Source organism: Clostridium disporicum (assembly GCF_001405015.1).
GTDB classification, from domain to species: Bacteria; Bacillota; Clostridia; order Clostridiales; family Clostridiaceae; genus Clostridium; species Clostridium disporicum_B.
Map to the genome: position 1 here is coordinate 32348 of NZ_CYZX01000006.1, position 19212 is coordinate 51559.

Sequence of the window (19212 nt, forward strand, 5' to 3'; positions counted from 1 at the left end):
AGTGAGGTGATATGTAGTGCAAGAAGTACTAAGAGTTTCATCTATAAAAAAGACATTTTCAAAAGGTGGCAAAAGTAATACTGTAATTAATGAAGTTAGTTTTACAGTTAATAAGGGGCAATGTGTTGGAATTGTTGGAGAAAGTGGATGTGGGAAAAGTACAACAGCCAGAATTATATCAGGGCTACTTGATTGTGATGAAGGTGAAATTAGTTTAAGTGGAAATATATTAAGTAAAAATAGTAAGGTTAGACTTAAAGAAGTACAAGGAAAGATTCAAATGGTATTTCAAATGCCTACAGAATCTTTTAATCCAAGAATTAAATTAGGAAAATCTATTAAAGAAGCCATGAGTAAAACCTTAACTTCTGTAGAAAAAGAAGAAAAGTTAAAAAATCTCTTTGATGAGTGCTTATTACAATATGAATTAGCTGATAGATATCCTAAGGAAGTAAGTGGAGGACAATGTCAAAGAGCTGCAATAGCAAGGGCGTTAGCAAGTGATCCAGAATTACTTATTTGTGATGAAGCAACAAGTGCATTAGATGTAACAGTTCAACTTAACATAATAAAGCTATTAAAGAATATACAAAAAAATAGAGATATGGCAATACTTTTTATTTGTCATGATATAGCATTAGTACAACAATTTTGTGATTACATATTGGTTATGGATGAAGGAAAAATTATTGAAGAAGGTACTGCAAATGAGATAATTCTTAATCCTAAGGAAGTTTTTACGAAAAAGCTTATTAGTTCTGTTATTTAGATTTGATATTATAATATAGTAGGGAATTAAACGGAGGAAAAAATGAGTTATTTAGAGGATATAAAATCTTATTGGAATAAAAGGGCAGAGGGTTATTCAATAAGTAATAGAGAAAGTTTAAATAGTGATGAAAAGGAAGAATACGAAGAAGTTTTAAAAAAGTACATAAATAAAGATGAAAAGTGTAAAGCCATAGATATGGGATGTGGACCAGGATTTTTAGCAATATTATTAGCAAATCTAGGTTGTGAATCATATGGCTTTGATTGTACTGAAAATATGTTATTAGAGGCAGAGGAAAACTCAAAGCAAGTAGGCGTTAAAATACATACGATTAAAGGTGATGCACAAAATCCTCATATCGAAGACAACACTTTTGATTTATTAGTAAGTAGAAACCTTATTTGGAATTTAGAAAATCCAGAAAAAGCATATAAAGAATGGATTAGAATATTAAAACCAGGTGGGAAAATTATAATTTTTGATGGAAATCATTATTGCTATATGTTTGATGAAAGATATATGGAAGAAAGAGAAAGTGTTACTCATGTAAATGATCATAAAAATATGATGGGAGTAAGTACAGAGGCAATTGATAAAATAGCTTACAATTTACCATTAAGTAGAGAAATACGACCACAGTGGGATAAAGAAGTATTAGAATCTTTAGGTGCTAGAATTATTGATATAGAGATAAATGAGGTATCATATAAAAATAAGCAAAATGAAGATATAAAATTAATTAAAAGTTTTAAAATTGTATGTGAAGTACAAAAATAAAATGTTTAATAGTTAAAAATCAAATGATGTTTGGAAAAGTTACTATGGCTATTGCAGTATTGCAATAGCCATTTTAGTATTTATAGCTTTTTTAAATTTTCACTATATACTTTATTAAATTACTAACTTAGAGTACTTTCATTTTCTATTATTGTATGTACCCATTTCCAGCTCCAGTCATAGCTTTTATTTGATGAAGATTAAGTTTCATACCAGCAGTATTTAATAGTTCATTAATTTTTTTACTTTTGTGATTATAGCTATTTGTAATACAAGTATTATTAATATCTGATGATTTTATTGTATTTTGAGCTGCATATCCGTTTCCAACCCCAGTCATAGATTTGATTTCATGTAGGTTTAATGCTCTTCCGTTTGCCTTAATCACTTCATAAATTTTTTCTATCTTATTGTTTCTCATTTTAAATTCCTCCTAAAGTTTAAAAATATTTTTATTAATTCGATTTTTATATCGTTGATTTCTTTATTATATTAACTATCCTATTGTATATATCCATTTCCAGCTCCAGTCATAGCTTTTATTTGATGAAGATTAAGTTTCATACCAGCAGTATTTAATAGTTCATTAATCTTTTTGCTTTTGTGGTTACAGCTCTCTGTAATATAACTATTATTAATATCTGATGATTTTATTGTATTTTGAGCTGCATATCCATTTCCAGCACCAGTCATAGCTTTGATTTCATGTAGGTTTAATGCTCTTCCGTTTGTCTTAATCACTTCATAAATTTTTTCTATCTTATTGTTTCTCATTTTAAATTCCTCCTAAAGTTTAAAAATTTCTATTAATTCGATTTTTTATATCGTTGATTTCCTTGTTACATTATTAAATACAAGATTCAAATTTTATTTAGGGACCTTTTTAGGTGAAAGTCCAAATTTTATATTTGGTTACTTGAACCTACTCCTACGAATGTATATGAGTAGTGAGTTTCCCATAAAGTTCAAATTTTATATTTGGTTACTTGAACTTTACTCTTAATTGCTTTGTCATTATTAAATACAAAGGTTAATTTTGTTTTAGGGACTATTTATAAAAAATATAAAAATTTTTTTAATTAGTAGTAAATGTGTTTGTTGTTTGCTGCTATTTGATAGCATGTATATAAATAGGAATTTGTAGATATATTAAGAAAGTGGAAATTATAAGGTGAAAGATTTATGTTATACAATTTTTATAATATAAAGCTTTTGCTACGATACGTTGCATTAAGGAAAACAACAGTTTCTTGTACTTTTGAGATCCATAGGCTACTGTGAAATTACTACAATAAGTTTATGTAGAAATTAGAATATGGAGGTAAGAATTATGACCTTAGGAGAAAAATTAAAAGAAGCAAGAAAAAGGGGAGGATTGTCCCAAGAACAATTAGCAGAAAAATTATCTGTATCTAGACAAGCAGTTAGTAAGTGGGAATCTGATAAGGGTATGCCCGATATAGGAAATCTAAAAGCAATAGCAACCTTACTTAATATAAGTATTGATTATTTGCTAGATAATGATAGTAATATAGATAAGCTAGTAATAAAAGAGTCAATCAATTTAGATGACTTTGTAAAAAGTGGACGCTGTAGATGTAAACAAGATGCAGTGGTATTAAAGAAATTTAATGACGCAGACTTTATTTATCCACTTATGCGTAAAAAGAAGTTAACTCCTATTGAGAACGTCTTGGACTTTATTACTCAACCTGGAATTTTTAATATAGCGTATCAGCTTAAAGACAGAAATGAGTATTATTTAATTGAAAAAGAAAATCAGCAATATTTTGTATCTGTATCAAAAGAATTTATTGAGACAAGGCAGTTAAGTAATAGGGTGAATCCAAAGAAATTTGTTATTGGAGATATTGAATATAAAAAAGCACCATACAAATTTTAAAGGAATAGTAGTGTATGAATTCCAATTTGTATAGTGGATTTAATAAATAATGAACTAAAAGGACCAACAATTATCGGCCCTTTTTAAATACTTTATTTTCAACATTATTCTTGAACATAGTGTTTTATTTAAATATGGAGTGAATTGTAATCTAATATTGTGTTTAAAAATTTATTAGAATTTGTTGCATTATTAAATTAATACAATTAAAACTTAATAACTACATTTAAAGAGTTTTTAGTGTCGCCGGCAGTTTGGATTGCTTGTTCTATTTTATCTAATGAAAATTCATGGGTAATCATTGATTCAATATTCCATTGACCACTTTTCATTATCTGCATAACATCTTTTACATCTTCAGGCATATATCCGCCAGAACCGATAATACTTTTTTGTGAAAATGTTAAATGCAATAAATCAATGCTTTGTAAAGCGTTATTAACAGCTACTGATACAAATTTACTTTCAATTTTTCCATATTCCATAAAAAGATTTAGGATATCTTCTGATCCCGCTGCATCAATAAAACAGTCGATATCAGCTACAGTTCCATTAAGAGAGCTTGCTTCACCAAAATATTTTTTAGCCGTTTCATTAAAATTTTCATTTTGGGTATTACATGTGTAAAAGCCCATATTCTTAGCAATTTTCAACCTAAAATCAGATACATCACAAACCATAACCTTATCAATGCCAAAATATTTAAGGGCTATTGCAGCTGATAGTCCTATTGTTCCACAACCAAAAACTACAGCTTTTTGACCTTGTTTTAGCTGACCTCGTCTTGCTGCTCTACAACCAACAGTAAATGGCTCAATTAAACAAGCTATTTTATCAGAAATAGTATCATCTACTGGATATAAAGAAATATTTCTTTTGGCATTAGGAATCAGGATATATTCTGAAAAACCACCGATAGTACCTGCACGTTTTGTATTACCTTTAGCATATCTAGGATATGGATAAACACGCTCACCAACTTTAAAGTCAGAAACTTTTTCTCCAATAGCTACAATACGAGAGATAGTTTCATGCCCAAATTCTTCTCCAACTGTAATACGATGTCCTGTGTTTGGTCCGTGATTATAGACTGCAACATCTGTACCACAAATGCTAGAGTAAATATTTTGTATTAATACATCATAATCACCAGGTTTCTCCAAAGGTAAATCTTGAATTTCTATATTGCCTTTGCCCATATAAATTGCTGCTTTCATATTATTTTCCATTACTTTATTCCTTTACATATTGGGATTAAACAAAGTAGTATAATAATTCCTATAAGCCCAACGATTATTCCCTGAACCATGAGCCCCTGCCAAACCATAGTCATGCACATTCCAACACCTAATAGCAATGCCCCCACAATTCCTAATAGCACTATTCCAATAGCTTTTTTATTTAATTCGATTGCAGGCTTTCCCTCCATTTTTCTACGAACAATAAGCATAATAATCAATATAATAAATCCAATTGTACCTACTACAATATCTTGATTAAAAGTATTCCATTCAGTAATCATTGCCATGCACATTCCTAATGCAAATAGAACTAAACCAACTGTACCTATAATAAGTGAAACAAAATTTTCTTTTTTCATAAATTTATCCTCCTACTCTAAATTTGATTTTTATATATTTTTTATATTTTCTTTAATTCTATCTTTTGCCTGTGATGTAGTTTCACCATCTTCTGCCAAGAAAGTATCAATAAACTTATCTTCAATTTTTTGATATTTAGAAACAACGGCATTTTCAATTTTCTTGTACTTCGTTACAACAGTATTTTCAATTTTTTTATTCACATTTGTAAGCTTTGACATATCTACACCTCCCTTTATTCCAACACTTATTTGTTTTTTCACTTTATAGTATAATGACTACCAAATACTGTAACAGCCATCAATATTCCAATTTGTGTTGGAATAATGAAAATTGGAGGTTTTATGAATACAAAAAATAATAAAAGATTTCATGACACAGAGATTCGTATGGAAGCTGCTATGTTAGAGATTATGAAAAATACAGAGTTTGAAAAAATTACAGTAAAAAAGATATGTGAGAAGGCTGAGGTAAATCGTTCTACGTTTTATGCTCATTTTATAGATATATATGATATGATTGATAAAATGGAAAAGGAGCTTAGTAAAGAGTTATTAAATCAATATTCAGCATATAGTGAATTGCAAGTTTTCTCTGAAGAGTCTTTTATTCCATTTCTAAGACATATCAAAAAGCATAAATATTTTTATAAAATCAATCTACAAACAAGAAAAGATTTCCCTCTAAAACAAGGCTTTGAGCGATTATGGGAAGTTATAAAAAATATTTGTATTCAAAATGGAATAACATCTGATGAAGAAATTATGTATTATTTAATTTACTTTCAAGCAGGATTTACAATGACATTAAAGCATTGGGTAGATACATACTGTAAAGAAGATGAAGCTAAATTAGCAAAAATTATAAGAAAGTGTATACCGAGTACGTTAAGCTCATAAAAATAATAAGAACAAAGAAAAAATGGAACGTCAATATTGACGTTCCATTTCTAGCATTCAAATAAATTGTGCTAATTATCCTATTGTCTATATCCATTACCTGCACCAGTCATAGCTTTTATTGTGTGAAGGTTAATTTTACCTGATATATTTGTTACTACATCATATATTTTTTGACTTTTGTGTGAAGGAACAGCTACTGCACAAGTAGTATTATTGTTTGAGTAGTTATATCCGTTTCCAACTTCTGTCATAGATTTGATTTCATCTAGATTTAATGTTCTTCCATTTTCCTTAATTACTTCGTAAATTTTTTCTATCTTATTGTTTCTCATTTTAAATTCCTCCTAAAGTTTAAAAATTTTTATTAATTCGATTTTTTATATCGTTGATTTTCTTGTTACATTTTTCGATAAAAAATAAAAAAATTATCCACTAGTAAATGTTATCATTGGCTTAGTTTGGAAGTGTTCAAAAATAGTTAACATTTTAGTTGTAACATTACTAATTGACTTTAATAATATAGAGATTATAATATACATAGTATGCTATGTATTTAGGGAGGGTACTATGAAGAAGTGCAAGAGAAGAAATGACATAGGTCTTCTTATTAAATTAGTTGATAATAGGATCAAAAAGGCTATTAATAAAAATTTGATTAGATTTAATTTAACTGCAACTCAAGAAAAAGTGATGTGGAGTATATTTAGGATGCAGGAACATTCAAAGGATGTTTTTCAAAAAGATATTGAGAGAGAACTAGATTTAAGTAATCCCACAGTTACAGGTATACTTAAGAGATTGGAAGAGAAGGAAATGATAAAGAGGATTCCAAGTTCTGAGGATGCTAGATATAAGTGTCTTACATTAACTGATAAAGGTCTGGATGTAATTCATGAATGTATGGATTTTGGAGTTAATTATATTGAAAAGAAATTAACTAAGGATATGACTGAAGAGGAATTGAATACTTTAAGAACCTTATTAAATAAAGTTATTGATAATATGGATGAATAGTTCTTTTATAAGCTTATATATAGCTTGCTATATAAGAAATTTTAGTGTTAATTTATTGTTATAAAGGTTTTATATGAATATATAGAACTTACTATAAAAGGGCTTCACTGTTAGAGAAATTTAGTGAGAAATAGAAAAAGTTTAAAAGTAGCATTATTATAATCAGCAAATATATTTAAAAGTGAAGTTCAAAATTAGTTAAAAAGAGGTGAATTAGATGGTTAAGAAATTACTTCCGTATATGAAGAAGTACAAAACTCCTTTAATTTTAGGGGTAATGTGTGCAGCATTAGAAGCTATATTTGAATTATTAATCCCATTAGTAATGGCAAATATAGTTGATATCGGTATAACTACTGGTAATAGCTGGTACACGATTAAGATGGGATTACTTATGGTAGGGATGGCATTAATATCACTATCATTCGGGCTTGGATTATCTAAGTTTGCAGCAGAAGCTGGACAAGGCTTCGGAGCTGAGTTAAGAGAAGCTGAGTATGTAAAGATTCAAGGATATTCATTTAAGAATATTGAAAAGTTTAGTACAGCATCACTTATTACTCGTTTAACAACTGATGTAACTACTATACAAAACTCAGTTACAATGGGAATTAAGTTACTTGTAAGAGCACCTATGATGCTTATATGTGCTTGTATATTATCAGTTACAATAAGTCCACAGCTTGCAATGATATTCTTAGTATCTATGCCGATTTTAGTTATTTCAATCGGACTTATTATAAAAGCAGTTAGACCAAGATTTGAAGCTATGCAAAAGAAGATTGATAACATGAATACTATAGTTCAAGAAAACTTAATTGGTATCAGAGTTGTTAAATCATTTGTTAGAGCTAAGAAGGAAAAAGAAAAGTTTAAGACTGCTAATGATGATTTAGTTAAGTCAGCTGAAGGAGCATTTGGACTTGTAGTTTTAAATATGCCAATAATGCAAGGTGTTGTATTTGCTAGTATTATAGGTATACTTTGGTTTGGTGGTCATATGGTTAATGCAGGTACATTAACAGTAGGTAAGCTTACAAGCTTTATGACATATTCATTCCAAATATTAATGTCTCTTATGATGATTGCAATGGTTCTTATGATGATTTCTAGATCAGTTGCATCAGCAGAGCGTATAATAGAAGTTTTAGAAGAAGAATCAGATATTAAGAATCCAGAAAATCCAGTAATGGAAGTTAAAAATGGAGATATCGAATTTAGAAATGTAAACTTCAAGTATGAAGATGATAGTGAAGAAAACAACTTAGATAATATAAACATCACTATTAAGTCAGGTGAAACTGTTGGTATCATTGGTTCTACAGGTTCAGGTAAGACAAGCTTAGTTCAACTTATACCAAGACTTTATGATGTTACAGAAGGTGAAGTTTATTTAGGTGGAGTTAATGTTAAGGATTATGACATAGAAACTTTAAGAAATGAAGTTGCTATGGTTCTTCAAAAGAACACTTTATTCTCTGGAAGTATAAATGAAAACTTAAGATGGGGTAATGCAGAAGCTACAGAAGCTGAAATTGAAGCAGCAGCTACAGCATCTTGTGTAAGTGAGTTTATAGATAGATTACCAGGAAGATATGATATGCATATCGAACAAGGTGGAGTTAACGTATCTGGTGGACAAAAGCAAAGACTTTGTATTGCTAGAGCACTTCTTAAAAATCCTAAGGTTATTATATTAGATGATAGTACAAGTGCAGTAGATACAGCAACAGATGCTAAGATTAGAAAAGCATTTGCTGAAGATTTAAAGGATACTACAAAGATTATAATTGCTCAAAGAGTTGTATCTGTATGTGAAGCAGATAAGATTATAGTTTTAGATGATGGTAAGATAAGTGCTATCGGAACTCATGATGAGTTAATGGAAAGTAGTGAAATTTATAAAGATGTATACAAATCCCAACAGGAAGGGGTGGGTTTACGTGAGTAAGGAAAAAATGCCTAAAGGCGGTCCAGGAATGATGGGACCAGGTGGTAAAAGAGGACCAGGTGGTCCAAAGCCAAAGAATATGAAAAAGACCATAAAAACTTTATTAAAATATGTAGGTAAGCATAAGGGATTATTATTTTTAGTAATGGTTCTTGTAGTTCTAAACTCTGTTGCTATGGTATCAGGTTCATATTTCTTAAAGCCATTAGTTAATAATTATATATTACCAGGTGATTTTACAGGACTTGCTAAGATGCTTGTATTACTAGGAAGTATTTTCTTACTTGGTGCATGTGCAGCTTATGGATATGCAAGAATTATGGTTCATATATCACAAAAGACTGTAAGTGAAATAAGAAGAGACTTATTTAATAAGATGCAAGATCTTCCACTTAAATATTTCGATAGAAATACTCATGGAGACTTAATGAGTCTTTATACTAACGATATTGATAGTGTAAATGAAGCTTTAAATAACAGTTTTACTAATATTTTAGCTTCAGGACTTACTTTTATAGGAACTATTATAATGATGATAGTTTTAAGTCCTGTAATGTGCATAATAACAGTTTCATTCTTAGCTTTAATGATGTTCTTAGTTAAGAAGGTTGGGTCAAAGAGTGGATATTACTTTGGATTACAACAAAAGAATATAGGTAAATTAAATGGTTATGTTGAAGAAATGATAGAAGGACAAAAGGTTATTAAGGTATTCTGTCATGAAGACAAAGCTATTGAAGACTTTAAGAAGCATAATGAAGAGTTAAGAAAAGCTTCAACAGGAGCTCAAACTTTTGCTGGATTTATGATGCCTATGCTTGGTAACCTTTCTCATATAAATTATGCGGTTACTTGCTGTGCAGGTGGATTACTTACTATTGCAGGAATGTTTGATATAGGTTCACTTGTATCTTATCTTCAATATACAAAGCAGGTATCTAACCCAATAGCTCAAGTTTCACAACAAGTAAATATGATTTTAGCAGCTCTTGCTGGTGCTGAAAGAATATTTGCAGCTTTAGATGAAGAAGTTGAAGTTGATAATGGGCAAGTTACTTTAGCTAGAGTAAGAATTGATGCTAATGGAAACTTAGAAGAAACTGAAGAATATACAGGTCACTGGGCATGGAAGATTCCAGTTAATGAAGTTGCAGCTGATATTGATGGAAACTTAGCAGGAATTTATAGAACTACTATAGTTGACGGATTTGAGCTTAGAGAACTTACTGGAGATGTTAGATTTAAGGACGTAGTCTTTGGATACAATGAAGAAAAGACAGTATTAAAGAACATCAGCCTATTTGCAAAACCAGGTCAAAAGATTGCCTTCGTAGGATCAACTGGTGCTGGTAAGACAACAATAACTAACTTAATAAATAGATTCTATGAAATTAATTCAGGAACTATTACTTATGATGGAATAGACGTTAAGGACATCAAGAAGGATGATTTAAGAAGATCTCTTGGAATAGTTCTTCAAGATACACATCTATTCACAGGAACTATTGCAGACAATATAAGATACGGTAACTTAAAGGCTACAGATGAAGAAGTTAAGGCTGCAGCTAAGCTTGCAAATGCTCATACTTTCATCAAGCATTTACCACACGGATATGACACAGTTATAACTGGTGACGGAGAAGGTTTATCTCAAGGTCAAAGACAATTACTTGCAATAGCTAGAGCAGCGGTTGCAAACCCACCAGTTCTTATAATGGACGAAGCTACAAGTTCAATAGATACAAGAACAGAAAAGCTTATTGCAGAAGGTATGGATAAGTTAATGGAAGGAAGAACTGTATTTGTTATAGCACACAGACTTTCAACTATTAGGAACTCTAAGGCAATAATGGTTCTTGAACAAGGTGAAATAATTGAAAGAGGAAACCACGACTCTTTATTAGAAGAAAAGGGTAGATACTATCAATTATATACTGGTAAAGCAGAACTTGATGTTGATACAGATGAATCAGTTGTAGAAAAAACTTCTGATAAAGAAGAGAAATATGCTTAATGCCTTTAATAGGTGAAAAGCTAATATAAAGTAAAGTTTAGTGCAATCTCTTTATGAGGTTGCACTTTTTCTATGTATTTATTAAAGGATAAATTTTAATATGATGGCATTTAATTTTATAATAAAAATAGACATTTTTTAATAGTCCAAATTTATTAAAAGCTTTCTAGATATCATAAGTAGATTCATAAAAGCATTATTCTAAAGTATCATACTCAAAAACTACTTCTCCATTACCAATAACAATAATAACATCATCTTTACCTATTAGTTTAGTAGATGTTACAGCATTAGTCCTTAAGTCAGTATATAATCTTAAATATTCGCCTGGGACGAGTACTATTACAGTCATAGTAGTTGAAGAAATGTTTCTAAAATCAGCATTAATACTCTTGAAAGTTTCCTGTTTATAGATACCTTCTTTAAGTATTTTAGTTTTAGGCTCTGCATATGCAGTTGTTGTAAAAATGGAAAGTGCAACTAACAAAGTAAATATAAATTTTTTGATTTTAATCAACTCCTTTCCATAATTAGTATACTTAAAATTTATAAAAATACACTGAAAGATAATAGTTAGATGTTAAAAAATTTTTTAAAAGTCTTAGTTAAAAAAGATAACCACTGAGGAGAGTGTTATAATATAAATTGATAGAGAAATAAGAATAATTATAAAATATTGAAGTAAGTATATTAAACTATTATATAAGGAGAAGTTATGTCAGAATTAAAGGTGTTTACTAAAGAGATGGTAACAGGTGGAGATACTTATGAAATAGCATATGCTCATTCTTATCCTGAAAGGCATTGGTCAGAGGATTCATTGTATTTTAATGATGATGAAGATGGAATTAAGATACTAAGTCCATATTTTGATAAGGTATTTCCTGAATATGCGTATTATGGACCTCAAAAGGTTAGAATATATCAGTGGAATGAAATTGAGAGGCTTTGCAGGGAAGAGAATAATGAAAATATTTCTATAGAAGAATTTTTTGAAAAGGTAAGAAGCTGGATTAATAAAGGGAACAAAGGTGAGGACTATTTCTGGATTTTAGGATTATAAAGTAGTGAAAATTGAGAAACATTAAATTATTATATAGATGAAACAAAGGAGAATAAAAATGATATTAAGAAAATCAGATATAAATGATATAAATAGTATAATGAATATTATCAAACAAGCACAAGAATACTTTAAATTAGAGGGAATTGATCAATGGCAGAATAATTATCCTAACGCTGATACAATACATAATGATATAGAGAATGGTGAGAGTTATGTTTTAGTAAAGGATAATAATATCATTGCTACAACAGCACTTTCTTTTAATGGTGAACCTACATATAATTCTATTTATGAAGGAAGCTGGATTAACAATGGTAAATATGCAACTATTCATAGAATAGCAGTTGATAATAATTATAAAGGATTAGGAGTAGCACGTGAAATTATAAAGCAAGTTGAGGAGCTTTCTGCTAAGGAAGATGTACACAGTATAAAGGCTGATACACATGAAGATAATCTTTCTATGCAGAAGATGCTTAAGAAAAATGGTTTTCAGTATTGTGGAGTGATTTATTTAGAAGATGGAAGCAAGAGAGTAGCTTTTGAGAAAATTTTATAGTTAATAAAAGGTTTGTTTTTATACCATAGAAACAAGCCTTTTCTATTTAATATAATAAATTGAAAATAAAGATTATTTAACAAAAATATAGAAGAATTGGAAAGGAATTGTTAACTAATAATTATTCTTGACTAGGAAGAATTACAAACTTATAATTAACATGTAGATATAAAATATAATTTAATTTATTTTAGGGGGTTTACAGATGAAAGCAAAAAAGATAATTGGATTATGTTTAGCTGCTGCTTTAGTAGTTGGAATGGTAGGATGTCAAAGTGCTACTTCTAATGGAGGAAACAATACTCAACAAGAAGCATCAGCAGAAAAAGTAACATTAAAAATTGGACAAACTAACTTTGCTGCTCACGGAACAAAAGCATTTGCTATGGTTACTGCAGTAGTTAACGGAGATGAAATTGTTGATGCATACATCGATGAATTCCAATACATGAGTGCTGATTCAGCAACTGGAATTGTAAACAGCGAAGGTATGGCTGACAACATAGCTGAAGGTAAAGTTTTAGCTTCAAAGCGTGAAAACAATGAAACATACTCAGCATCTCTAGCTGAAAAAGCAGGGTCAACTGTTAAGTACACAGACAACCTTGTAGCTATCCAAGACTTCGTAAAAGGTAAGAAGATTTCTGAATTAGAAGACTTAGTTAACAATAAGTCAGCAGAAGAAGTTACAGATGCTGTAACAGGAGCAACTCTTGCAGATACTGCAGGATACATCAAAGCTGTATTAGAAGCTGCTAAGCAAGCAGAAGGAACTACAGGTGTAGAATTTGCTGGAAACCTTGAAGATTTAAAATTATCTCAAGTTTACGCAGCAGCTCACGGAACAAAAGCTTTTGCAGTAGTTTCAGCATTAACTGACAATGATAAGGTTGTTTTATCATACATAGATGAATACCAATTCATGGCTGCTGATGGAACTACAGGTGTTGCAAACAGCACTGAAGGATTAGCAGATAACGTAGTTGAAGGAAAAGTTTTAGCTTCAAAACGTCAAAACAGTGATGCATACTCAGCAACTATGGCTGAAAAAGCAGGATCAACTGTTAAGTTTGCTGATAACTTAAATGCTATCCAAGAATTCGTTGATGGAAAGACAGTATCAGAATTAGAAGAAGTTACTGCTAAAACAAACGAAGAAGTTACAGATGCTGTAACAGGAGCAACTCTTGCAGATACTGCTGGATACATCAATGGAGTAATCCAAGCTGCAAAATCAGCTCAATAGCAATTAAAAATGTATTTAAAAAATGAGGATGTTAAAATTACATCCTCATTTTTGTATTTATTGAATGAATCTATTTTTTTAGAACTAATCCTTTACTTCTAATACAAGTACATTCTTTTGCCTCTTCTGTATGTAGGCATTGGTATTTAATTTTTTGAGGTGCTTGAATCTCAACAGTTTCTTTTTTATCTTTTAATTCTTTTGTTTCCATATATATAAATCCTTTCAGTAAAAATATTTAATAATATTATATATTTAATAATAACTATTATCAAATAGAATATTATTGAAATAATAAATAATTTTAAAAAAGAGTAATATAAAAATTTATTAAAAGGAAATTATTTACAAATAATAGTAATTGAATTACAATATCATTAGATGAAAAAAAGGAGCATAATAGGTATGGGAGTAATATTTGCTTTTGGTTTGACTTTACTTGCAGGATTGTCTACTGGTATAGGAAGTTTAATTGCTTTACTTACGAAGAAAACTAATAATAAATTTTTAGCAATTTCATTAGGATTCTCTGGAGGAGTAATGATTTATGTATCGTTGGTTGAGATATATCAAGATGCTAGAATTTCATTAGTAAGTTTTTATGGAGATACACTAGGAAAATGGATTACCGTATTAGCTTTTTTTGGAGGAATGTTACTTATAGGTATAATAGATAAGATAATACCTTCACCAGAAAATCCTCATGAAATAAAGAAAGTTGAAGATATGGATAAAAATTCTGAAAGTTGTAATACAAGCAGGTCAAACTTAATGAGAATGGGATTATTTACAGCAGTTGCATTAGCACTGCATAATTTTCCAGAGGGAATTGCAAATTTTATGTCTGCAATGCAAGATACTACAATAGCTATTCCTATAGCATTTGCAATAGCCATTCATAATATTCCAGAAGGAATTGCAGTATCAGTACCAATATTTTATGCTACAGGAAGTAGAAAAAAAGCTTTTGTATATTCTTTTGCTTCTGGATTAACTGAGCCTTTAGGAGCAATTATTGGATATACACTTTTACGACCATTTATGAGTGAGGGAGTTCTTGGAATTGTATTTTCAATGGTTGCAGGAATAATGATATTTATATCTTTAGATGAATTATTACCAGCAGCTAGAGAGTATGGGGAACATCATTTATCTATATATGGAATGGTAGCTGGTATGGCAGTTATGGCAATAAGCTTATTGCTTTTTTAATTATATATTGAGTTAGTGTAATTGCCATATTATTTTTGATTGAGTCATAATAAAATAGTTAATGGTAAAAATTACATTTAAAATAGGTATTGACCATTTGGCTAAAATAATATATTATACTATTTGTGCTTAGGAAAAGTACAAATAGTTATGATGCGTGTTTAGCTCAGCTGGATAGAGCAACGCCCTTCTAAGGCGTGGGCCAGGAGTTCGAATCTCTTAACACGCACCACTGTGATTCACTAGCTCAGTCGGTAGAGCACTTGACTTTTAATCAAGGTGTCCGGGGTTCGATTCCCCGGTGAGTCACCAACTGGGAAGCATAGCTCAGCTGGGAGAGCATCTGCCTTACAAGCAGAGGGTCACAGGTTCGATCCCTGTTGTTTCCACCATAATTTGCGGGTATCGTATATCGGTAATACTCCAGCCTTCCAAGCTGGAAAGGTGGGTTCGATTCCCACTACCCGCTCCAAATAAAAGGTAACTGTGAATTCAGTTATCTTTTTTTATTTTAAATATTATTTGTATAAACGAAGAAAAAACCTTAGGCACAAGTTTTATAACTCAATGCCTAAGGCTTTTTTTATCCTAATAAGGACAGATTAATTTAGTTAAGTTATTATTAAATTTTTTATAGAGCTAAATATTTATTTTATAGAAAGAAGCATTTCTATAAAAAGCTAAGCATTATATTACCAGAACCCAAATAAAAGTATTAGTGGGATTAAACCCCAACCGCCACCGAAACCGCAACCGAAGCCGTTACCCCAGCCACCACAGCCGTAGCAGTTATTACCCCAGCCACCACATCTATTGCCACAACCACCGCAACAGTTATTACGTCCATAATTACAACAACCTCTGTTATACATAACGTCATCTCCTATCATTTGTTTTTACAATATATACTATTCAAGAGATCAACTTATGTTGTCTAATAAAGTAAAATTATTATTTATTATGTATGATTAAAGAATAATAAAACTGATATTTAACATTTGGTGTTGGTATAAACTTAATATTGTAATAAACAGTTCTTAATTTAAAGCTAGTCCACAATTTATACAGCTTTACTTAAGCTTATTATAGGTAGCTTTAAGCCAAGGTTTAGTAATTTTTGAACAACTTTATTAAATAAATAGATAATCTTAGTAGGGATTATTGATACTTTTATGATAGGCATCAATATCCATATAGGTATAAGTAAAAGTATTAATAATAAAATAAAGTGAGAAGATACAGCTAACATATCTTTTAATAGAGTTCTTACTTTTGAGCTTAAATCTCTACATAATTCAAAGCTATACAGAATCATTCCAATTAACATAGGTATCAAATAATAGCTTATTCTATATAGAAGTATTAATAAAAGTACTTGTTCTGAAGGAACACCATAATTACCAAGTCCAAGTAATAAAGCTAAATCAAATGTTCCTATACCGCCAGGAGTCATACTAATCACAGCAACTATAATTGCTGATACATAAACTGATAAGAAATCTAAAGGATTGATAGATATATTAAGTATAAACATTAACCCGTATATAAGTATAATGGTAGTTATCCATTCAGAGACAGATATTAAACATATATTAATTGAAAATAAGAATTCGCCAGAATCCTTTGTTTTTAAGTATTTACGAATTAATATAGTTAAAACAACTGGAATATAAAGCGATATTATAAAAGCCGCAATATTTGTAAAACCTGAAAAGTTACCTTTTAATATATTTGAAATAGAAAAAACAAAACATACCATAGCAAAGCCGCTAAGGTTAAATAGTACTATCTTTGATAATATTTTTGTAAGCTTCTTTTTATCATCAGTATATTTTGAGTAAAAATGACTCTTAAGTATTAAAGCTGTACTACCACCAAGACCAACGACATTGGCTATAGAGCTGGCAATCCACGAGTATTTGTATAGTTGAGTTAACTTAAGATTTATATTCACTCGTTTTCTTAATAATAAATCATAAAAAGATAATGGTAGGTAGGAAATTAAGCCTAGAACTAAAACTATTAATAATTTACTAAGAGTTAACTCGTCTGCATAAATATAAAATAAGTTCATATCAATTGTTGTTAACATTGAATAGAATTCTTTTAAAGCTATAAATAAAATTATAGATATTAGTAAAATTTGAAATATCTTTTTGTAAGATGATTTTATTTTCACAATATCCCCTCCTTGTAAATAACATAAAATTATGTTTTTATTCATAATAATACCATACCATTAAAGAAAAGTTAACAAAAAATTTAAAATTAGTAGTTAAATGTAATAGCAAAATTGATTACAATATGAGCAATAAAAGATAAATATAATTCTATATTTCTTTATATTCACATTTTTGTTACACTTAGTAATATAAAAGTTTTTAGAGATATGTGATAAGGAGATATATATGAAAATAGTTAATAAATTAAGAACCATTATGAAAAATAATAATATAGATCATTATATTATAACTAGTAATGATCCACATCAAAGTGAGTATGTAGCAGATTATTATAAGGGAAGAGCTTATATTTCAGGATTTACAGGTTCAGCTGGAACTCTTTTAGTATCTTCTGATAAGGCTAAATTATGGACAGATGGTAGATACTTTATTCAAGCTGAAAATGAACTTAAAGGTTCAGGAATAGAATTAATGAAGATTGCCACAGCGGGATATCCTACTTTAGAAGAATATATCAAGGAAAATGTTAAAGAAAATGAAACTTTAGGTATTTGCGGAAATTGTTATGCAGCAAGTGCATATAAGAAGTTATTAGAGATAGCAGAAGAGAATAATTTTAAAATAAACTTAGAACATGATTTATTAAATCATGTATGGAATGACAGACCAGAATTACCTAAGGAGAAGATATTTTTACATAATGTAATGTTCAGTGGGGAAAGTGCAAGAGAAAAAATATTAAGAATAAGAAAGAGGATGTCTGAGTTAAAAGCTGATAACTTTATTTTATCATCTCTTGATGATATAGCATGGACTTTTAACATAAGAGGAAATGATGTGAAGTTTAATCCTGTTGCTCTAGCTTATGCTTTAATATCTCAAGATGCAGCTACATTATATATTGATAAGAAAAAGGTTACAGATGAAATAATCCGTAATTTAAATTATGAAGGTGTGAAGATTAAGAATTATGACGATATATTCGAAGATGTTAGAAATATAAAAACATCAGTATTTATTGACTTATTAAAGACAAATGCAGAGATATATAATGCTATTTCTAAAGAGGTTAAAGTAATAGAAGGAACAAATATAACTACAGAATTAAAAGCTATAAAAAATTACGTAGAGCTAGCAAGCTTAGATAACTGTCAGGTTAGAGATGGTGTTGCTATGGTTAGATTCATAAAATGGCTAAAAGAGAGTGTAGGTAAAATAGAGGTTACAGAACTAAGTGCTACTGAAAAATTATCTAACCTTAGAGCAGAAGGAATAAATGCAAAAGGAGACAGCTTTGGAACTATAGCTGGATATAAAGACCATGCAGCTATGATGCATTACTCAGCCAATGAGGAAAGTGATTATGAAATAAAAGAAGAAGGATTATTCCTTGTAGATTCAGGTGGACAATACTTAGATGGAACTACAGATATAACAAGAACTTTTGTTATGGGAGACTTAACAGAAGAGGAAAAGATAGATTATACATTAGTGCTAAAAGGTCATATAGACTTAAGTATGGCTAAATTCTTAAAAGGCACAACAGGGATGCATTTAGATATTTTAGCTAGGGCAGCACTATGGAAACATGGAATAGATTATAAGTGCGGAACAGGCCATGGGGTAGGATTCTTCCTTAGTGTACACGAAGGACCACAAGGAATCAGACCTTCAGGAAATACAGTAGTCCTTGAACCAGGAATGATATTAACTAATGAACCTGGAGTTTACAAGGAAGGGAAGCATGGAATAAGAATTGAAAATACATTAGTAGTAATTAAAGATGAAGCCAATGAGTTTGGAGATTTTTATAGCTTTAAAACAATATCATACTGTCCAATAGATTTAGGAGCTGTTATCAAAGATATGCTTACTAAGGATGAGATAAATTGGCTTAATAATTATCACGAAACAGTTTATATAAAATTAGCACCATTTTTAAATGATGAAGAAAAAGCATTCTTAAAGGAAATAACTAGAGAGATATAATAAAAAGTAATACTAATTATAAA

The 19212-nt window shown here is 29.8% G+C and carries 22 protein-coding genes and 4 tRNA genes; 16 read left to right on the plus strand and 10 right to left on the minus strand.

Features of this window, described 5'->3' with window-relative positions; genetic code table 11:
• Positions 1–16 precede the first annotated feature (16 nt).
• Together ARA56_RS05125 and ARA56_RS05130 are read left to right on the plus strand one after the other, a co-directional pair.
• Positions 17–769 carry an ABC transporter ATP-binding protein gene (locus tag ARA56_RS05125; protein WP_055264587.1) on the plus strand — a complete coding sequence of 251 codons (753 nt, stop codon included), beginning with the start codon at positions 17–19 and terminating at the stop codon, positions 767–769.
• Positions 770–811: 42 nt separating this feature from the next.
• Positions 812–1549 carry a class I SAM-dependent methyltransferase gene (locus ARA56_RS05130; RefSeq protein WP_055264588.1) on the plus strand — a complete coding sequence of 246 codons (738 nt, stop codon included), beginning with the start codon at positions 812–814 and terminating at the stop codon, positions 1547–1549.
• A 148-nt stretch (positions 1550–1697) separates the two neighbouring features.
• Here the strand turns inward: ARA56_RS05130 and ARA56_RS05135 are convergent, their stop codons facing one another.
• Positions 1698–1970 carry a hypothetical protein gene (locus ARA56_RS05135; protein WP_055264589.1) on the minus strand — a complete coding sequence of 91 codons (273 nt, stop codon included), beginning with the start codon at positions 1968–1970 and terminating at the stop codon, positions 1698–1700.
• 80 nt (positions 1971–2050) lie between these two features.
• On the minus strand, positions 2051–2323 hold the full coding sequence (locus ARA56_RS05140; protein ID WP_055264590.1) for a hypothetical protein: 273 nt from the start codon (positions 2321–2323) through the stop codon (positions 2051–2053).
• Positions 2324–2879: 556 nt separating this feature from the next.
• Between ARA56_RS05140 and ARA56_RS05145 the strand changes: the two genes are divergently transcribed.
• Positions 2880–3452: a helix-turn-helix domain-containing protein gene (locus ARA56_RS05145; RefSeq protein ID WP_055264591.1), complete on the plus strand. Its 573-nt coding sequence runs from the start codon at positions 2880–2882 to the stop codon at positions 3450–3452.
• A 206-nt stretch (positions 3453–3658) separates the two neighbouring features.
• On the opposite strand, the gene ARA56_RS05150 is transcribed toward ARA56_RS05145, so the two are convergent.
• Genes ARA56_RS05150 through ARA56_RS05160 form a run of 3 tightly spaced genes read right to left on the minus strand, consistent with a single transcriptional unit; the run spans position 3659 to position 5274 of the window.
• On the minus strand, positions 3659–4651 hold the full coding sequence (locus tag ARA56_RS05150; RefSeq protein ID WP_242855879.1) for a zinc-dependent alcohol dehydrogenase: 993 nt from the start codon (positions 4649–4651) through the stop codon (positions 3659–3661).
• A 29-nt stretch (positions 4652–4680) separates the two neighbouring features.
• Positions 4681–5052, minus strand: coding sequence for a hypothetical protein (locus ARA56_RS05155; RefSeq protein ID WP_055264592.1), 372 nt, complete (start codon positions 5050–5052; stop codon positions 4681–4683).
• A 30-nt stretch (positions 5053–5082) separates the two neighbouring features.
• Entirely contained in the window at positions 5083–5274 is a 192-nt protein-coding gene (locus tag ARA56_RS05160; protein WP_055264593.1) for a hypothetical protein, read from the minus strand.
• A gap of 123 nt (positions 5275–5397) precedes the next feature.
• Here ARA56_RS05160 and ARA56_RS05165 point away from each other — a divergent pair, with 123 nt between their 5' ends.
• Entirely contained in the window at positions 5398–5952 is a 555-nt protein-coding gene (locus ARA56_RS05165; RefSeq protein WP_055264594.1) for a TetR/AcrR family transcriptional regulator, read from the plus strand.
• An 80-nt stretch (positions 5953–6032) separates the two neighbouring features.
• Here the strand turns inward: ARA56_RS05165 and ARA56_RS05170 are convergent, their stop codons facing one another.
• Positions 6033–6287: a hypothetical protein gene (locus tag ARA56_RS05170; protein ID WP_055264595.1), complete on the minus strand. Its 255-nt coding sequence runs from the start codon at positions 6285–6287 to the stop codon at positions 6033–6035.
• 235 nt (positions 6288–6522) lie between these two features.
• Between ARA56_RS05170 and ARA56_RS05175 the strand changes: the two genes are divergently transcribed.
• From ARA56_RS05175 to ARA56_RS05185, 3 genes are all read left to right on the plus strand, one after another.
• The gene (locus ARA56_RS05175; RefSeq protein ID WP_055264596.1) at positions 6523–6969 is read left to right on the plus strand and encodes a MarR family winged helix-turn-helix transcriptional regulator; all 447 of its coding nucleotides are present in this window, start codon (positions 6523–6525) and stop codon (positions 6967–6969) included.
• A 217-nt stretch (positions 6970–7186) separates the two neighbouring features.
• The gene (locus tag ARA56_RS05180) at positions 7187–8920 is read left to right on the plus strand and encodes an ABC transporter ATP-binding protein (protein ID WP_055264597.1); all 1734 of its coding nucleotides are present in this window, start codon (positions 7187–7189) and stop codon (positions 8918–8920) included.
• Positions 8921–8948: 28 nt separating this feature from the next.
• Complete coding sequence (locus ARA56_RS05185) at positions 8949–10934, plus strand: ABC transporter ATP-binding protein (protein WP_172675747.1); 1986 nt, start codon at positions 8949–8951, stop codon at positions 10932–10934.
• 196 nt (positions 10935–11130) lie between these two features.
• Here ARA56_RS05185 and ARA56_RS05190 read toward each other — a convergent pair whose 3' ends face one another.
• Complete coding sequence (locus ARA56_RS05190) at positions 11131–11451, minus strand: hypothetical protein (RefSeq protein ID WP_172675744.1); 321 nt, start codon at positions 11449–11451, stop codon at positions 11131–11133.
• Positions 11452–11649: 198 nt separating this feature from the next.
• On the opposite strand from ARA56_RS05190, the gene ARA56_RS05195 reads away from it, so the two are divergent.
• The 3 genes from ARA56_RS05195 (at position 11650) to ARA56_RS05205 (ending at position 13805) form a co-directional block, all read left to right on the plus strand.
• The gene (locus ARA56_RS05195) at positions 11650–11997 is read left to right on the plus strand and encodes a hypothetical protein (protein WP_055264599.1); all 348 of its coding nucleotides are present in this window, start codon (positions 11650–11652) and stop codon (positions 11995–11997) included.
• 58 nt (positions 11998–12055) lie between these two features.
• The gene (locus tag ARA56_RS05200) at positions 12056–12559 is read left to right on the plus strand and encodes a GNAT family N-acetyltransferase (RefSeq protein ID WP_055264600.1); all 504 of its coding nucleotides are present in this window, start codon (positions 12056–12058) and stop codon (positions 12557–12559) included.
• Between the two features lie 205 nt (positions 12560–12764).
• Positions 12765–13805 carry a hypothetical protein gene (locus ARA56_RS05205; protein ID WP_055264601.1) on the plus strand — a complete coding sequence of 347 codons (1041 nt, stop codon included), beginning with the start codon at positions 12765–12767 and terminating at the stop codon, positions 13803–13805.
• Between the two features lie 70 nt (positions 13806–13875).
• On the opposite strand, the gene ARA56_RS16780 is transcribed toward ARA56_RS05205, so the two are convergent.
• Positions 13876–14016 (minus strand): hypothetical protein, encoded by a 141-nt coding sequence (locus tag ARA56_RS16780; protein ID WP_172675745.1) that lies wholly within the window; start codon positions 14014–14016, stop codon positions 13876–13878.
• Positions 14017–14210: 194 nt separating this feature from the next.
• On the opposite strand from ARA56_RS16780, the gene zupT reads away from it, so the two are divergent.
• The 5 genes from zupT (at position 14211) to ARA56_RS05230 (ending at position 15489) form a co-directional block, all read left to right on the plus strand.
• Positions 14211–15017: a zinc transporter ZupT gene (gene zupT / locus ARA56_RS05210; RefSeq protein WP_055264602.1), complete on the plus strand. Its 807-nt coding sequence runs from the start codon at positions 14211–14213 to the stop codon at positions 15015–15017.
• A 155-nt stretch (positions 15018–15172) separates the two neighbouring features.
• Positions 15173–15249, plus strand: a tRNA-Arg gene (locus ARA56_RS05215).
• 4 nt (positions 15250–15253) lie between these two features.
• Positions 15254–15329: transfer RNA gene (locus ARA56_RS05220), tRNA-Lys, on the plus strand.
• A 4-nt stretch (positions 15330–15333) separates the two neighbouring features.
• Positions 15334–15409, plus strand: a tRNA-Val gene (locus ARA56_RS05225).
• A 6-nt stretch (positions 15410–15415) separates the two neighbouring features.
• A tRNA-Gly gene (locus ARA56_RS05230) sits at positions 15416–15489 on the plus strand.
• Positions 15490–15709: 220 nt separating this feature from the next.
• Here the strand turns inward: ARA56_RS05230 and ARA56_RS16390 are convergent.
• Both ARA56_RS16390 and ARA56_RS05235 read right to left on the minus strand, forming a co-directional pair.
• Complete coding sequence (locus ARA56_RS16390; RefSeq protein ID WP_148315744.1) at positions 15710–15889, minus strand: hypothetical protein; 180 nt, start codon at positions 15887–15889, stop codon at positions 15710–15712.
• A 188-nt stretch (positions 15890–16077) separates the two neighbouring features.
• Entirely contained in the window at positions 16078–17196 is a 1119-nt protein-coding gene (locus ARA56_RS05235) for a lysylphosphatidylglycerol synthase domain-containing protein (RefSeq protein WP_055264603.1), read from the minus strand.
• A 229-nt stretch (positions 17197–17425) separates the two neighbouring features.
• Between ARA56_RS05235 and ARA56_RS05240 the strand changes: the two genes are divergently transcribed.
• Entirely contained in the window at positions 17426–19189 is a 1764-nt protein-coding gene (locus tag ARA56_RS05240) for an aminopeptidase P family protein (protein ID WP_055264604.1), read from the plus strand.
• The last annotated feature ends 23 nt before the right edge of the window (positions 19190–19212 follow it).

Excerpts from the sequence above, each read along its gene's own strand:
- ARA56_RS05130 (WP_055264588.1), top strand. The coding sequence starts at position 812 with ATGAGTTATTTAGAGGATATAAAATCTTATTGGAATAAAAGGGCAGAG.
- ARA56_RS05150 (WP_242855879.1), bottom strand. The coding sequence starts at position 4,651 with ATGGGCAAAGGCAATATAGAAATTCAAGATTTACCTTTGGAGAAACCT.
- ARA56_RS05170 (WP_055264595.1), bottom strand. The coding sequence starts at position 6,287 with ATGAGAAACAATAAGATAGAAAAAATTTACGAAGTAATTAAGGAAAAT.
- ARA56_RS05140 (WP_055264590.1), bottom strand. The coding sequence starts at position 2,323 with ATGAGAAACAATAAGATAGAAAAAATTTATGAAGTGATTAAGACAAAC.
- ARA56_RS05180 (WP_055264597.1), top strand. The coding sequence starts at position 7,187 with ATGGTTAAGAAATTACTTCCGTATATGAAGAAGTACAAAACTCCTTTA.
- zupT (WP_055264602.1), top strand. The coding sequence starts at position 14,211 with ATGGGAGTAATATTTGCTTTTGGTTTGACTTTACTTGCAGGATTGTCT.
- ARA56_RS05200 (WP_055264600.1), top strand. The coding sequence starts at position 12,056 with ATGATATTAAGAAAATCAGATATAAATGATATAAATAGTATAATGAAT.
- ARA56_RS05165 (WP_055264594.1), top strand. The coding sequence starts at position 5,398 with ATGAATACAAAAAATAATAAAAGATTTCATGACACAGAGATTCGTATG.
- ARA56_RS05240 (WP_055264604.1), top strand. The coding sequence starts at position 17,426 with ATGAAAATAGTTAATAAATTAAGAACCATTATGAAAAATAATAATATA.
- ARA56_RS05135 (WP_055264589.1), bottom strand. The coding sequence starts at position 1,970 with ATGAGAAACAATAAGATAGAAAAAATTTATGAAGTGATTAAGGCAAAC.
- ARA56_RS05185 (WP_172675747.1), top strand. The coding sequence starts at position 8,949 with ATGATGGGACCAGGTGGTAAAAGAGGACCAGGTGGTCCAAAGCCAAAG.
- ARA56_RS05155 (WP_055264592.1), bottom strand. The coding sequence starts at position 5,052 with ATGAAAAAAGAAAATTTTGTTTCACTTATTATAGGTACAGTTGGTTTA.
- ARA56_RS05145 (WP_055264591.1), top strand. The coding sequence starts at position 2,880 with ATGACCTTAGGAGAAAAATTAAAAGAAGCAAGAAAAAGGGGAGGATTG.
- ARA56_RS16780 (WP_172675745.1), bottom strand. The coding sequence starts at position 14,016 with ATGGAAACAAAAGAATTAAAAGATAAAAAAGAAACTGTTGAGATTCAA.
- ARA56_RS05195 (WP_055264599.1), top strand. The coding sequence starts at position 11,650 with ATGTCAGAATTAAAGGTGTTTACTAAAGAGATGGTAACAGGTGGAGAT.
- ARA56_RS16390 (WP_148315744.1), bottom strand. The coding sequence starts at position 15,889 with ATGTATAACAGAGGTTGTTGTAATTATGGACGTAATAACTGTTGCGGT.
- ARA56_RS05175 (WP_055264596.1), top strand. The coding sequence starts at position 6,523 with ATGAAGAAGTGCAAGAGAAGAAATGACATAGGTCTTCTTATTAAATTA.
- ARA56_RS05160 (WP_055264593.1), bottom strand. The coding sequence starts at position 5,274 with ATGTCAAAGCTTACAAATGTGAATAAAAAAATTGAAAATACTGTTGTA.
- ARA56_RS05205 (WP_055264601.1), top strand. The coding sequence starts at position 12,765 with ATGAAAGCAAAAAAGATAATTGGATTATGTTTAGCTGCTGCTTTAGTA.